General features: G+C 42.3%; 12 protein-coding genes. 9 read left to right on the top strand and 3 right to left on the bottom strand.

The window, feature by feature from the left end; genetic code table 11:
• Positions 1–10: 10 nt before the first annotated feature.
• The gene (locus tag V7R35_RS08480) at positions 11–841 is read right to left on the bottom strand and encodes an HAD family hydrolase (RefSeq protein ID WP_334014312.1); all 831 of its coding nucleotides are present in this window, start codon (positions 839–841) and stop codon (positions 11–13) included.
• Positions 842–1,081: 240 nt separating this feature from the next.
• The gene (locus V7R35_RS08475; protein WP_334014311.1) at positions 1,082–1,666 is read right to left on the bottom strand and encodes a hypothetical protein; all 585 of its coding nucleotides are present in this window, start codon (positions 1,664–1,666) and stop codon (positions 1,082–1,084) included.
• A 390-nt stretch (positions 1,667–2,056) separates the two neighbouring features.
• Between V7R35_RS08475 and V7R35_RS08470 the strand changes: the two genes are divergently transcribed.
• The 5 genes from V7R35_RS08470 (at position 2,057) to V7R35_RS08450 (ending at position 8,603) form a co-directional block, all read left to right on the top strand.
• The gene (locus V7R35_RS08470) at positions 2,057–3,100 is read left to right on the top strand and encodes a DNA topoisomerase IB (RefSeq protein WP_334014310.1); all 1,044 of its coding nucleotides are present in this window, start codon (positions 2,057–2,059) and stop codon (positions 3,098–3,100) included.
• 441 nt (positions 3,101–3,541) lie between these two features.
• Positions 3,542–5,041 carry a sodium/proline symporter PutP gene (gene putP / locus V7R35_RS08465; RefSeq protein WP_334014308.1) on the top strand — a complete coding sequence of 500 codons (1,500 nt, stop codon included), beginning with the start codon at positions 3,542–3,544 and terminating at the stop codon, positions 5,039–5,041.
• Positions 5,042–5,057: 16 nt separating this feature from the next.
• Positions 5,058–6,167: a glutamate 5-kinase gene (gene proB, locus V7R35_RS08460; protein WP_334014307.1), complete on the top strand. Its 1,110-nt coding sequence runs from the start codon at positions 5,058–5,060 to the stop codon at positions 6,165–6,167.
• Positions 6,164–7,411, top strand: a complete 1,248-nt coding sequence (locus V7R35_RS08455) for a glutamate-5-semialdehyde dehydrogenase (RefSeq protein WP_334014306.1) — start codon at positions 6,164–6,166, stop codon at positions 7,409–7,411. The genes proB and V7R35_RS08455 overlap by 4 nt, the downstream gene beginning before the upstream one ends.
• Positions 7,412–7,715: 304 nt before the next feature.
• The gene (locus V7R35_RS08450; protein ID WP_334014305.1) at positions 7,716–8,603 is read left to right on the top strand and encodes a mechanosensitive ion channel family protein; all 888 of its coding nucleotides are present in this window, start codon (positions 7,716–7,718) and stop codon (positions 8,601–8,603) included.
• A gap of 42 nt (positions 8,604–8,645) precedes the next feature.
• Here the strand turns inward: V7R35_RS08450 and V7R35_RS08445 are convergent, their stop codons facing one another.
• Positions 8,646–9,197 (bottom strand): HNH endonuclease, encoded by a 552-nt coding sequence (locus V7R35_RS08445; RefSeq protein ID WP_334014304.1) that lies wholly within the window; start codon positions 9,195–9,197, stop codon positions 8,646–8,648.
• Between the two features lie 364 nt (positions 9,198–9,561).
• On the opposite strand from V7R35_RS08445, the gene pnp reads away from it, so the two are divergent.
• From pnp to V7R35_RS08425, 4 genes are all read left to right on the top strand, one after another.
• Positions 9,562–11,673, top strand: a complete 2,112-nt coding sequence (gene pnp, locus V7R35_RS08440) for a polyribonucleotide nucleotidyltransferase (protein WP_334014303.1) — start codon at positions 9,562–9,564, stop codon at positions 11,671–11,673.
• 165 nt (positions 11,674–11,838) lie between these two features.
• Positions 11,839–12,132 carry a DUF1244 domain-containing protein gene (locus V7R35_RS08435; RefSeq protein ID WP_334014302.1) on the top strand — a complete coding sequence of 98 codons (294 nt, stop codon included), beginning with the start codon at positions 11,839–11,841 and terminating at the stop codon, positions 12,130–12,132.
• Between the two features lie 405 nt (positions 12,133–12,537).
• Entirely contained in the window at positions 12,538–13,539 is a 1,002-nt protein-coding gene (locus V7R35_RS08430) for a hypothetical protein (protein ID WP_334014301.1), read from the top strand.
• A gap of 14 nt (positions 13,540–13,553) precedes the next feature.
• Entirely contained in the window at positions 13,554–14,135 is a 582-nt protein-coding gene (locus V7R35_RS08425; RefSeq protein ID WP_334014300.1) for a M23 family metallopeptidase, read from the top strand.
• Positions 14,136–14,314: the final 179 nt, after the last annotated feature.

Here is a 14,314-nt window from a genome sequence, read left to right as displayed (position 1 = left end):
TAACGTGCGGCTAAAGCGAAAAACGTTCTCTTAAAAAACGTGCAATGCCGTCTTCATTATGATGGCCAATAATCGAGGTTGCCGCATCCTTAATCATTTGCTTTGCATTTGAAGGCGCATAGGCTTCGTCAGCAAGCTCGAACATACTAATGTCATTATCACTGTCGCCAAAACATATTACGTTACTGGCCCCTAGCTTGTTTTTAAGTATCTCAACCGCACTACCTTTATTGGCCAACTGGTGATGAACATCCATCCAACGGTATTGGTCTCCCTCTATAGCGGGACCAGAATACGCAATTAGCTCATCATGGTTATTTAAGTACTGATACATTTCGTAAACCAACGGAGCATCACCAATCATGCTAATGTTTGTTATGTGGGCGTGGGCAGGTAGCTGCTCAATAGGAGCAAGTGTGGCATCAGTACGAGAAAAGTACTTATCAATTAAGTCACGTTCAACCTGATGCTGCGGGATAGCGTGATAAATCACGTGGTCGTTGGACTCACTGTTAATATCTACGGTGTTTACGAATGGTGTGATACGGTTTTCGTTAGCACATTGCACAATGGTGTTAACCTCGCTAGGTGCCAACAGGTTCTCTAGTGTCAATGCCTTACCTGATGGGTCCCAAATGGCCACACCATTATTATAAATGTGTGGAAGAACAAACTCGGTGCCTTTTAAAACATGCTGCGCTGAGTGCATGGTTCTGCCGGTTGCAACAGTGAAAGCAATGTCTCGCTCGGCAAGTAAACCTAACGTGTCTTTGGTGTAGGGCGATATTTCTGATGATTTATTGAGAAGGGTACCGTCTAAATCGAAAAAAATTAAATCCATAGTAAATCCATAGAAAGAAGCCTGGTAATGCATAGTTAAAAAAAGAAGGCAATAAAGCATAATACGCATTTATTGCCTTTTTGTTTACTTCATCTCACTAATGTCGTACCAGTATGGATTTGCTTTAATACCTTTCCGTGTAAAGGCGATTAACTACTGACCTTGTCATCTTCGATAAATTCTCCATGAATCTTAATGAAACGCTATCCGTTCATAATTTCACAGGAAAGAAGGCTGCGGTTATTTAATAGCCGCTACAACGTCTTTGGCGTGCGGGCGCAGCGCAGCCTCAAGCTCTTTAACAGATTGCGACTGTTTAAGGCTTATAATGAGCGCCACTTGTTTATTGCGTATAGCATGACGCACTGTTTGCACAATTTGATTTCGGTCGGGGCGTAAGCCCAACAAACCTGCTATAAACAAACCAATGAATATACCTGGGCTAATTAATGCAATGTAGGTGAACATTGGGTTTTGTTGAGTCAGCGCTGGACCATACTGTGTAAGTAGAAACGCACAAATTAGCCCAATGATCAAACCCACGCTGCCCAATACAAGGTGTGATGTCCACAAATTGTTGCCGATGGTTTCAGTGTTTTTCTCAAGCTTTTCGCTCAGTTTCGGGTCGCCTGATTCCACCAACTCAACCTGTGAGAGTGCAATGTTAGTTTGCTCGCTCACCGCATCAATTGCGTTTTGAGCATTTGTCTTTGTATCGAACACCGCAGCAACTTGAAGATGTTCACTTGCTATCATTGACGCACGGCGATTGTTTGTATTTTCGTTTGATTCCTTCTTTTGTACTTTATGTTCAGCTTTCGACATAACCTACTCCATTTCTTACGTTTTTAAATGTTTCAAATCTAGTATATGTCCATCCAATATTCATTCCGTCTAATTAATACAGAGCGTTTTTGAACGCATAGTGGCGCTTGGTTTACGTTTTAAAGTTCTGTTATCTAAACGTTTTTTAGCAAGTGTTAAAGGCGTTTAAGGAAGGGATAGATGAAAAAATGATGGCGTTAAATATGATTAAAACAGAGCAGGGCAGCTCATCGTCAATTAATTTGAGCAAAAGTGTGACATTTTTACACGCTGTATGAAAAAGCGTTACATCGCATTGTTTAAACTGTGTGTTCTTGATCAATATGCTCGCAACGTCAGTACTCAATTTCTACGTTGAATTGAATTCTGTAAAGTCTATTAGGAATGGCAATGGTTGAAAAAGGATTACTCGCTTGTCGACAGTACAATAGCTCAGAACACCTTGCCATTACGCGCCATAGGACAGGTGCAAAGCGTTTCTATTATCGTTATACCAGTGGAAGAAAAGTATCTGGTAAACGTACTTTAAAACGTATAAACCAATTAGTTATCCCACCAAAGTGGGAATCTGTCTTAATTAGCAAAGACCCCAAAGCCTGTATTCAAGTTATTGGCTGTGATGAAAAAGAGAGACGACAGTACATTTACCACCCTAGTTGGCATGAACACCAACAAGCGCTTAAATTTGAAAGGCTTTGCGAATTTGGAAATAAAATTTCAGCTTTCAGACAGCGGTGTGTTTCGTTAGTAGAAGAAGCCGGGTGGCAACAAGAAAAAGCATGCGCTTTAGTGTGTTTACTGCTTGATAACACTGGTGCGCGAGTAGGGAACGCGCAGTACAGTAAAGTAAATAATACGTTTGGTTTAACTACACTACGGCGCAAACATCTTAAACAGAACGATGATGATACTGTTTCGTTACACTATGTGGGTAAGCATGGCAAGCCACGCCAATTAACGATAGAGGATCCAGCGCTAGCAGCACTGGTTAATGAGTCATCCGAAAAGCCGGGGTACTGTTTATTTCGCTATCAAAACGGTGAAGGTAAATGGCAAGATGTTACCAGCGATGATGTTAACCAATTTATTCACGAAAACCTTGGAAATTCATTCAGTTGTAAAGACTTCAGGACATGGGCGGCAAGCCGCCAAGCATTATTGATGTTACCGCGTGTTCATGAAGAGATAGACCAAGCGAAAAACAAAAAATGGGAAAGTACGCTAAGCAAATCGGTAAGCAAAGCGTTGGGAAATACGCCCAATGTATGCCGGAAATATTATATTCACCCTAATCTTTTTGCCCTTCTTAAAGACAAACAAAACACAGAAAGACTCATTTTGCAGGTATCAGAACTTGCGCAAGAAAATCTTAGTCAATTTACAGCGTATGAGCGCATTGAAAGGCTTTTGTTGGGCATAATATCAGCTGAATGAAGTTGTTTATATATTTGTAATGAAAATGATTTAGTTGATGCTAACTTGCGATAGAATCGCTTCAAAAGTTGAATCTAACTATGTTTCACGTTTCTTGGTTGTTATTTTAAATATCTGATATTTATTGTTTTAATTTAACTCTCTAGCAGATTTTTTTCTGTGAAACCATCATCCTACTTTTTGCACATGAACAAGTGTTGAAATTAAGCTGTACATTAATTGCACTTGAAAAAATTTAAAAAACCTTTATATTGTTTGAGCTCAAATGATTACTGTTCGAGTTATCTTGCGTTGGCGTCGACGATTTGCCGTTACTGTTAGCTGATTAATCGCGAAGTTGACCACCTCTGTCAGAGAAACGCGGATTGGAAAGACCGCTGCATAGGTAACGGGTACTTTAATCATTTATTTTTTTGAGCAACAAAGGATTTATCCCTCGCTATGCCATTAGAAAGTTATATCTCATTGTCGCTTTATTTTATCGCGATGTTGGGAATAGGGTTGTTTGCATATCGTCAATCGACCAGTGATATATCAGGTTATATTTTGGGCGGAAGAAAGGTAAGCCCTCAAGTCACTGCTTTATCAGCAGGCGCGTCCGATATGTCTGGTTGGATGTTAATGGGGCTACCCGGTGCAATGTTTTTAACCGGGTTCGACGCTTTATATATCGCGATTGGTTTAGTAGCAGGCGCACTGGCAAATTACTTACTAGTGGCACCGAAATTGCGTGTATACACAGAAGTGGCTGATGACTCACTTACGGTTCCTGAGTTTTTTGCTAAACGTTTTAATACACCGAGCTCAAGCATAAGAATTGTGTCTGCTGCGATTGTTGTGATGTTTTTCACGTTGTATACGTCGGCAGGTTTAGTGGCAGGTGGTAAGCTTTTTGAAAGTGCATTTAATGTTGACTATCAACTTGGCCTGTTTATCACGCTTGGCGTTGTAGTGTCATACACCTTGCTTGGTGGCTTCTTAGCAGTAAGCCTTACCGATTTTGTTCAAGGCTGCATTATGTTTGTTGCACTTGTACTCGTTCCGGTGGTGGCGTTTACCGAGTTCGACAGTGTTTCGCAAATGACAAGTGCAGCATACGCATCGGTGCCAAGCTTTTCTGAGTCGTTAGAAACGCTTACCGTGGTAGGTTTACTTTCTAGCCTAGGCTGGGGGCTTGGGTACTTTGGACAGCCGCACATCATTGTACGTTTCATGGCAATTAGGTCGGTGAAGGCAATTAGCACAGCGCGAATCATTGGTATGTCGTGGATGACAGTAACCATCATTGGTGCACTTGCAACAGGCTTTGTTGGCATTGCTTATGCAAATCAATTTAATTTGAAAGTGGATGACGCTGAGACCATTTTCATTATTTTTTCTCAGCTATTGTTCCATCCATTAATTAGTGGATTTTTAATGGCGGCAATTTTGGCAGCCATTATGAGCACAATTTCATCACAGTTGTTGGTGAGTGCAAGCTCGTTAACAGAAGATATTTATCGCGTAGTAACGAGTAAAGAAGTAAGTGAAAAGCAAACAGTAACAATAGGACGCTACGGTGTAGCGGGTGTCGCAATTGTAGCGCTTATGTTGGCTATGGATGCGTCAAACACCATTCTATCTTTAGTGAGTAATGCATGGGCTGGTTTTGGTGCTGCGTTCGGCCCACTAGTACTGTTTTGCTTGTATAGGAAAGACCTCACAGCAAAAGCTGCGATGACCGGAATGGTAAGCGGTGCGGCAACGGTACTGTTTTGGATTTACGCACCGCTCTTAGCCAATGGTGAGGCATTAAGTAGCGTGATGTACGAAATTATCCCTGGTTTTGCGGTAAGTACGCTAACCTTATATTTAATGAGTAGGTTTGGCGAAAAGCCCGCAGATAGCGTTGAAAAAACGTTTATTCAAGCCAGTGAAGAATTAGCGAATCAACAATCTTAAGGTTTAGAAGTTTATTATGAGTAACCCTAATTGGAAACGCGTAGTAATAAAGGTAGGTAGTGCACTGATTTCACCTAATCAACAAGGGTGCAGTAGCCATTATTTGCTTAGTATTGCGCAATTCATCGTGCGATGCAGAGCGAACGGTACGCAAGTCGTGCTGGTTTCTTCAGGCTCGGTCGCAGCAGGTGCGCATTTGTTTCCAGAGCTAGAGAAATCCGATATTGCCATTAAGAAAGCGATGGCAGCGGCAGGTCAAACAGAAATGATTGCAACGTGGGACAGGCTATTTGACTTTCCATCTGCGCAGATACTGTTAACTCATGCCGACTTACGAGACCGTGAACGCTACGTAAGTATTCGAGAGACAATTTTCAGCCTGTTAGACAATGGCGTTCTTCCTATTGTTAATGAAAATGACACGGTAACAACTGACAAGCTAAAAGTTGGTGACAACGATAACTTGTCGGCAATGGTAGCGTCGGCTGCCGAAGCGGATGCACTTATCATCTGTTCTGATATAGATGGATTATATGATAAAAATCCGCATGAACACGACGATGCGACTTTGCTTAAAACGGTGGATAACATTGATGCAAGCATCTACGCCATGGCTGGTGGCGCGGTTAAAGGCGGTGTAGGTACGGGCGGAATGCGCACAAAAATCGAAGCTGCCGAAAAAGCAGTTTCGCATGGTATAGATACTTATATTATTAACGGCTTTACGGAGCTGTCGTTTAACATGCTGCTAAATGGTGAAAACCCAGGCACGCATTTCAAGCCTCATGCGAAGCCAATGCAAGAAAACGTACATTGGATGCGACATACGTCGAACGCACAAGGTGAAGTTATTGTTGAAGGCGACTTCGACGCACAACTAGATAGCGACGCTGAGCAACTTACAAGTAGCGAAATTGTAGACGTGAAAGGCGAGTTTTCAGTGGGCGACACTATTTTGGTGCGCAAAGAAGATGGCACTAAGCTGGTTAAGGCGAAGTCGAATTACAGTAGCTGTTTATTGAATTTCATTGCTAATCAGGAAAACGAAGAATTTGCCAACGAATTCGAAGAGAAAACGGGGCCAATTATTTCTGATCAGCATATAGCAAACTTGGAGAAAGAATGAGCATTATTACAGAGTTAGCACAACAGGCGAAAAAAGCTGCACGTACATTGGCAATCCTAAGTGAAAGCCAAAAGAACGCGGTGTTAACTGACATGGCAGCAGCTATTCGCGCAAACAAAGACAAAATTATTGCGGTTAACGAAAAGGAAGTTGCGCGTGCTAAGGAAAACAACTTAGACGCTGCCATGGTGGACCGCTTAATTTTGAATGAAGAGCGCATTGAATCGATGGCCGAAGGCATCGAGGTTATTGTTGAGCTTGATGATCCAGTGGGTAAAGAGCGTGTTATTGGCACTCGTCCTAACGGCATCGAGATTAAGAAAATGCGTATCCCGCTAGGTGTAGTGTGTATGATTTATGAAGCACGCCCCAATGTAACTGCTGACGCAGGCGCCTTGTGCTTCAAATCGGGCAACGCTGTCATTCTACGTGGTGGTAAAGAAGCGTTAGATACAAGTTTGGCAATTGCTGAACTTATGCAAGACGTTCTGGAAAAGCACAATTTACCAAAAGCACTGGTAACAGTAGTGCCAAACCCTGACCGTGCACTAATGCAAGAGTTAATGGAACAGCGTGACTACATCGACGTAATTATCCCTCGCGGTGGCGAAGGCTTGATTAATTATGTAACTGATAACGCTAAAGTACCGGTTATTCAGCACTTTAAAGGTGTGTGTCACCTTTATGTTGATAAAGAAGCGGACTTAGATAGAGCCATGGCATTATTGTTAAATGGTAAAACCCAGCGTACCGGCGTGTGTAATGCACTAGAAGCGCTGGTAGTACACCAGGCTGTTGCAGGTGATTTCTTACCGAAGGTGGCACAAGCATTTAAGGAAAAAAGCGTGAAAGTGCATGTGAACGAGAAGGGAAGTCAGTACTTTGACGATGCTAATGTTATTGCTGAAGACGAATTCGGTGAAGAGTATTTAGGATTAGAAATCGCGATTCGCGTAGTGGACGACTTTGATGCAGCTATCGAGCATATCGCTCATTTTGGTAGTAACCATACAGAGGTTATCTGTACCGAAGATGCTGAAAAAGGCAAGCTATTTCAGCGCGCAGTAGACGCAAGTGTAGTGATGGTTAATGCGTCGTCACGATTCTCAGATGGAAGCCAACTAGGTTTGGGTGCTGAAATTGGTATTGCAACCACGAAATTGCATGCTTACGGACCAATGGGCCTAGAGTCGTTGACGTCTGAAAAGTACCTAGTAAATGGTGAAGGTCAAATTCGCGAATAAAGACTGAGGTCTTCTACGCTAACCAGGCTAAAAGCAGGGGCGGCGCATAGTATTTAATAAATAGATCGCGCAGGAAAAAAGCTGACTAAACCTTATAGAAGGTACTAATAGAAGTCACTGGTCAGCATTGTACCCTCAGCCCTCATGCTTCATAATATAAAGCGCTAACATTAGTTGGCGCTTTTTTGTTTCTATCCATAGGGTTAATTTGCTATAGCGCCTAGCCGCTTTCATCACGGTAATTAACAATATAAGAACCACTAATAGAAGCACCACAAATATACAACCCAAAGATGGAGCCGTAATGGAGATAGTGATAGACCCAGCACAAATGTGGCAACAGTTCATTGCATTTGCGAACGATTACAAACTGCTGACGTCTTTGGTTTTGCTCGTCATTTTACACTACATCAAGAAAGGCTTATTGCGCCTTATTAAACGTAGAAGTTCGCGTAAAGGCGAAGATCGCCGTAATCAAATTAATATTTTAGAGCAACTTGGTAACGCACTTATCATCATATTACTTATGGTGATGTGGTCATCTGAAATACAAACTCTCGCCATTTCAATAGCTGCGTTTATGGTGGCAATAGTGCTTGCCACGCGAGAATTTATTCAATGTTTTATGGGGTTCATTTACTATTTAGGCGCAAGGCCTTTCAGGGTTGGCGACTGGATCCAAATGAACAACCTCATTGGTGAAGTTGTTGAAATGGACTGGGCTAAAACGGCGCTACTAGAAGTAGACCCAGAAAGCTTCAACTACACGGGTAAACACGTTTATGTACCTAATAGCCAGTTAGTAACGCAAACCGTTAAAAACCTAAACTTTATGCGTCGCTATCGATTGCATTCTTTTGAAATTGTGAATGAGCCAACGGTTAACGCGTATAGCTTGTTGCCAGCTTTTCATGCGCGAGCGCAGGCGCATTGCGAGTATTTTCGCGATGTGGCAGAGCGTTACAAAGGCTTAATCGAGCGACACCTCGAACAAGAGTTTATACGCATAGATCCAGAAGTAGAGATAAAAACAAACGAGTTGGCAAAAGTAGTAGTGAAGGTTAGTTTGTTTTGCCCCACTGCAGAAGCCCACGAGCTTGAACATAAAATGTGCTCAGACTGGCTAAGCCTTTGGTTTAAAGCCATGAAAGAAGAGCAAAAAGCGCTTGAAACGCAACAAGGCGAGATTTAGTACTGCAGCGTAATAAAATGCGCCTACTATGACTAGCGCAAGCTAGTCACAATCCCAGGCACGATTTTGGGTAAAGTGGCTTTGCAAAAAAGCCATTTGATCTGCCAATATACGCCTATTCATTAAGTAGAAACGTTCGTATACGTTAGGGCGAAACGGCACTGCTAACAGCGGCATATTCGCTTCTTCAGGTGTTTTTGCGCCTTTCGCGTGATTACACCGTTGGCAAGCAGTGGCAACGTTTGTCCAGCTGTCTTTACCACCACGTGAGCGAGGTACAATGTGATCGCGTGTTAGCTGCTTTGGTGAAAACTTTTGCCCGCAATACATACACAGGTAACTATCGCGTCTGAACAAATATCGATTAGTTAAAGCGACTTTGCCCGACATATCGGTAACTTTTCCATCGCAGGCAATAATGCTAGACAGGTTTAATTGGCTTTGAAGACCGTTTCTATTCCAACCGCCTTTTAAAATAATGCTGTCGCTTCCCAATTCAAACAGCACCTTGTTTTGGCAGTAAAGTTTTGCGGCGTGTTCAACATCTATCCACTCTTGTGGCATGCCTGCTTTGTTAAGTCGAAGTACCAACATGGGTTTCTCCTTTAGCACACTATAATTAGACGTTCTTGTTGTTATAAGCTGAGCAACTTTTCACTGGTAGACCGCTAAACTGGTAGACCGCTAAAAGGATGGGCGCGGACAGTAAATAAGATGCGCTACTTATTGTTCTAGCATACGCTGTTTTGTGTCATTATGATGAAAATATAGCCAAAAAATGAAATTTCACAGAGTTTTCATACAGTCATGGTGCAATAGGAACTAGCAACTAAACTAAAATGTGCATAAGAATTTCTGCATGACGCTGTATTTGATCGTGGTATTAACGATATATCATGGCTATACTATGCGCCGCGTTTAAAAGCGATAAATAAAGATTGAAATTAAAGGACAAATAGTGACTCCTATTACAAAATCATTCCAGTATGGACAGCATACTGTAACTCTAGAAACGGGTGTAATTGCTCGTCAGGCAACAGCTGCGGTACTTGCAAGCATGGACGACACGTCTGTACTAGTAACAGTAGTTGGTAAGAAAGAAGCGAAAGCAGACCAAGATTTCTTCCCACTTACTGTTAACTATCAAGAAAAAGCGTATGCTGCGGGTAAAATCCCAGGTGGTTTCTTCAAACGTGAAGGTCGCCCATCTGAAGGTGAAACACTGATTGCACGTCTTATCGACCGCCCAATCCGCCCATTATTCCCAGAAGGTTTCAAAAACGAAGTACAGGTTGTTGTTACTGTAATGTCTGCTAACCCAGACATCCCTACAGACATCATCTCTATGATTGGTACTTCTGCAGCCCTTGCTATCTCTGGTATTCCATTCAACGGCCCAATTGGTGCGGCACGTGTTGGTTTTAGCAACGGTGAATACATTCTAAATACACGCCACGAAGAGCAAGCGGAAAGCGAGCTTGACCTTGTAGTTGCGGGTACTGAAGGCGCAGTACTTATGGTTGAATCAGAAGCAAGCGTGCTTTCTGAAGAGACTATGCTTGGTGCTGTTATGTTCGGTCACGAGCAAATGCAAACTGTGGTTAACGCAGTAAATGAATTTGCTGCTGAAGTTGGCACTGAGAAGTGGGACTGGACTCCAGAAGCAGAAAACACTGCGCTTAAAGATAAAGTTAAAGCACTAGCTGAAGCTGAAATGACAGCTGCTTATCAGATTTCTGACAAGCTAGAGCGTAAAGACGCAGTAACTGCTGCGACTGAAAAAGCACTAGAAGCAATACTTGCTGAAGACGAAGAACAAGACAAGAAAGAAGTACTAGACCTTCTTCACGACCTTGAGTCTGACGTAGTACGTTCTCGCATCCTTTCTGGCGCACCGCGTATTGACGGTCGTGACCCTGCGATGATTCGTGCACTAGACGTTGCTACAGGCATTCTTCCACGTACTCACGGTTCTGCACTATTTACTCGTGGTGAAACACAGGCACTTGTTGCAGCTACTCTTGGAACAGAGCGTGACGCACAGATGATTGACGAGCTTCAAGGTAAGCGCGACAGCCGTTTCATGCTTCACTATAACTTCCCTCCATACTGTGTTGGTGAAACAGGTATGATTGGCTCGCCTAAGCGTCGTGAAATTGGTCACGGTCGTCTAGCGAAGCGTGGTATTCAAGCAGTAATGCCAAGCGAAGAAGAATTCCCGTACGTAGTACGTGTGGTTTCTGAAATCACAGAATCAAACGGTTCATCTTCAATGGCGTCTGTATGTGGTACTTCACTAGCGCTAATGGATGCAGGTGTTCCAATTAAAGCGTCTGTTGCGGGTATCGCAATGGGCCTTGTTAAGAGCGACGAAAACTTTGTTGTACTTTCAGACATCCTTGGTGATGAAGATCACCTTGGTGATATGGACTTTAAAGTAGCAGGTACTACCGACGGTATTACTGCACTTCAAATGGACATTAAGATTGAAGGTATCACCAAAGAAATCATGCAAATCGCGCTTAAACAAGCAAAAGAAGCACGTTTGCACATTCTTAAGACCATGGATGAAGCCATTGGTGGTCACCGTGAAGAGCTAAGTGAATTTGCTCCACGTATTTACACAATGAAGATTGACCAAGACAAAATCCGTGATGTTATCGGTAAAGGCGGCGCAATGATCCGTCAAATTACTGAAGAGTCTGACACTAACATCGAGATTGAAGACGACGGTACTATCAAAATCTTTGCGACAGAGCGTGCGAAAGCAGACATCGCTATTAGCAAGATTGAGCAAGTAACGGCTGAGATTGAAGTTGGTAAGACTTACAACGGTAAGATTACACGTATTGTAGACTTCGGTGCGTTTGTAGAAGTACTTCCAGGTAAAGAAGGTCTTGTTCACATTTCACAAATCGCTCACGAGCGTGTGAACAAAGTAACTGACTACCTAGAAGAAGGCCAAATGGTTGACGTTAAGGTTATGGAAATCGATCGCCAAAACCGTGTACGCCTAAGCATTAAAGAGCTTCTAGAAAAGCCTGCGCCTAAGTCTGACGACGCAGAGTAATACTGACTGGGTTTAAACAAAACGTAGTTATCAGCAATTAAGTAAAAAGGGAGCTTGGCTCCCTTTTTTCGTTATAGGTTGCTACAGGTTTTATCAAGTTGCGTTTTGTGAATTAACCCACACATCCAATCTATAACGAAAAGCGTAATTCAAAGGTATTTGATAATGGATAAGCAAACTCAAACCGAAGTAGAAGCAGCAGTATTTCGCCGCTTACTAGAACATTTAGATGCGAACAAAGACGTTCAGAACATCGACCTCATGATTTTGGCCGACTTTTGCCGCAACTGCCTAGCAAAGTGGTATTCAGCTGCTGCTAGCGAGCAGGGCGCAGACATCGACTATGAAGCGGCGCGTGAAGTGGTATACAAAATGCCGTATTCAGAGTGGAAGGAAAAGCATCAGCTACCCGCTACTGACGAACAACTTGAAAAGCTAGCTGCCAGACAGAAGAAATAGTTGCTAGTTTGAATGATGATAATCTATCAATTTAAAAAGCCAGCGAAAGCTGGCTTTTTTGTATATTTTTCTATTGGTTATGGTTATGGTTTAAGGTAGTAAGTGATACAAGAACAAGTCTTTTAAAGTGGATTGAGAAAGCATGGCGGTTTGGAGATGTCAAGATTGTTATGCTTTTTAAAAGGGATTTTGAGTTATGAGAAGAGCATCGCCAGAAGCATGGCTTTTTGTCGGATTTATTATTTGCCTTGTAGTCCTCCCCGTAGTTGCAGGTTTAATTGCACTCAAAACATACCGAAAGTGTAAATCTATCGAAGTTCAAGAAAGGAATTCCATTGCAGCCCTGCATCAAAAGACACATGACAGTTTCTTTACCGTTCTAGTCGTTGGGTAGAAGAGCACGCCTTGAAAGCAAACATCAAAAGCAAAGTTCCACTTATTTTCCTAATTGTGGTGTCGCTTTGGTGGTGGTTTTATTATGCCTCATCAAATGCGTTCAATGGCTTTGGGGCAGAAAAGCATGAATGGTTATTTATGCTCGACACTTTGCTGGTATTACCAATACTTTGCTTTATTTGTGAAGATGACAAACAAAAAGCCTTGTTAAAGTTCGCTATGCTTTGTAGCAGTGCCGTGTTTATTGGGAGTGTGATTATTCCAGAGCAGAACAAGGTGTTATTTCAATACCTTGAAAGCGGACGGTATGTAGTTTTAGCTATTGTGCTTCTGCTTGAATTGACTGCTGTCATCACCGTGGTGTTAGCTGTGCGTGGTTTGTTAGCAATAAATGAAGACCCAGATATTGCACTGCAAAAGCCTATTGATAATATGCTGGGCACATCGGCATTAAGTACATTGCTACAGTTTGAAGGCCGTGTATGGACCTTTGCACTATTAGCATCACACATTAAGCCAATGGCGTATGCCGGTGAATATCACTTCTTTTATGATAAAAAAGACGGCGCACGCAGTAATCTTGTTGGTTTTCTTGCTTTAATGGTTATCGAGCTACCTTTAGTTCATTTGCTTATTCATTTTCTCTGTAGCAGCACCGCTGCCAATATTGTTACTGGCCTTACCCTATTTGGACTCGTATTTTTCTTTGCGGAATACAAAGCAGTGGGTAAGCGTCCAATTTCGATAAGTGGCAACAATATAATTGTCCGCTATGGTCTCTATCCGTCGCTTACCATTCCAGTGCACAATATTGCTGCAATATCGGCTAATACGGGCTTTATAAAGCGTAGCCGCTACATTAAAAGGTTTAACTATGCTGGTGTACCCAACGTTGAAATTCTTTTGCATGAACCAATGAATGGTAGGAAGGCAATATATTTGGGCGTTAACTCGCCATGTAGATTTATACATTGCGTAAAGCAAGTAAAAACCAAGGACTCGTTTTTTTAACAAGGAAGCACTTAATGCGTACAACAGTTGTAATAGTGGCTGCGCTTATTAGTTTGTATTCAACAATACTCAAAGCAGATACAGTAAAAATTCACGCAATTCACAAAGAAACCTTTGCCTGTACAGAGCATTGGGACGGGCAGTTTGCATACGCGGGTGATGCGTTAGGAACAGACTGTGTTATTGGTGGTTGGTATGAGGATGATACTCGGCTTTTTCAGCGCTCTTATATTAATAAGGGTTTCGAAAACGAAGAGTGGTTTGGTTTTAAAAAGGATGTGTTAGCGCCTTGCGATTGCACGGTAGAAAGTATTCATATTAACCCTATTACGAATAAGCCAGGTGTAATGACGCCCGGTAGAGCAAGCTCAATTACGTTTAAAACAAAAGAGGGTCAGTTTGTACTGCTTGCACACGTAAGAGATATCGCTGTAAAAGTTGGTCAAGAAATCAAGCGCGGCACTGTAGTAGCCAAGGTGGGTAATAATGGTTACAGCCGAAACCCACATATTCATATAGGCGCGTGGGATATTAATGGTAAGCCAATGCAAATTCAGTTTGACCAGAGCACGCTCGCGTTAATAGACCGTCAGTAGTTTAACTTTACAACTTAGCGAAGTAATTGATACCGTCGCTGCTCGCTACGAATTATGGAACATGACTATTCCCGATCTTTTTAATTTATCTAAAATAACGTGTTGGCAGGCGTTTCGTCTTCTTATCATTTCCGCATTATTGTTTAGCGGGTTAGGCATCAAATTCATCAATTTTTAAC

The organism is Alteromonas sp. S167, from assembly GCF_036864375.1.
GTDB lineage: Bacteria > Pseudomonadota > Gammaproteobacteria > Enterobacterales > Alteromonadaceae > Alteromonas.
Note: the sequence above shows the minus strand (reverse complement) of the source record. Positions and strands in the feature narration are given on the sequence as shown.

Excerpts from the sequence above, each read along its gene's own strand:
- V7R35_RS08470 (WP_334014310.1), top strand. The coding sequence starts at position 2,057 with ATGGTTGAAAAAGGATTACTCGCTTGTCGACAGTACAATAGCTCAGAA.
- V7R35_RS08435 (WP_334014302.1), top strand. The coding sequence starts at position 11,839 with ATGGATAAGCAAACTCAAACCGAAGTAGAAGCAGCAGTATTTCGCCGC.
- V7R35_RS08425 (WP_334014300.1), top strand. The coding sequence starts at position 13,554 with ATGCGTACAACAGTTGTAATAGTGGCTGCGCTTATTAGTTTGTATTCA.
- proB (WP_334014307.1), top strand. The coding sequence starts at position 5,058 with ATGAGTAACCCTAATTGGAAACGCGTAGTAATAAAGGTAGGTAGTGCA.
- V7R35_RS08450 (WP_334014305.1), top strand. The coding sequence starts at position 7,716 with ATGGAGATAGTGATAGACCCAGCACAAATGTGGCAACAGTTCATTGCA.
- V7R35_RS08445 (WP_334014304.1), bottom strand. The coding sequence starts at position 9,197 with ATGTTGGTACTTCGACTTAACAAAGCAGGCATGCCACAAGAGTGGATA.
- V7R35_RS08455 (WP_334014306.1), top strand. The coding sequence starts at position 6,164 with ATGAGCATTATTACAGAGTTAGCACAACAGGCGAAAAAAGCTGCACGT.
- V7R35_RS08480 (WP_334014312.1), bottom strand. The coding sequence starts at position 841 with ATGGATTTAATTTTTTTCGATTTAGACGGTACCCTTCTCAATAAATCA.
- putP (WP_334014308.1), top strand. The coding sequence starts at position 3,542 with ATGCCATTAGAAAGTTATATCTCATTGTCGCTTTATTTTATCGCGATG.
- V7R35_RS08475 (WP_334014311.1), bottom strand. The coding sequence starts at position 1,666 with ATGTCGAAAGCTGAACATAAAGTACAAAAGAAGGAATCAAACGAAAAT.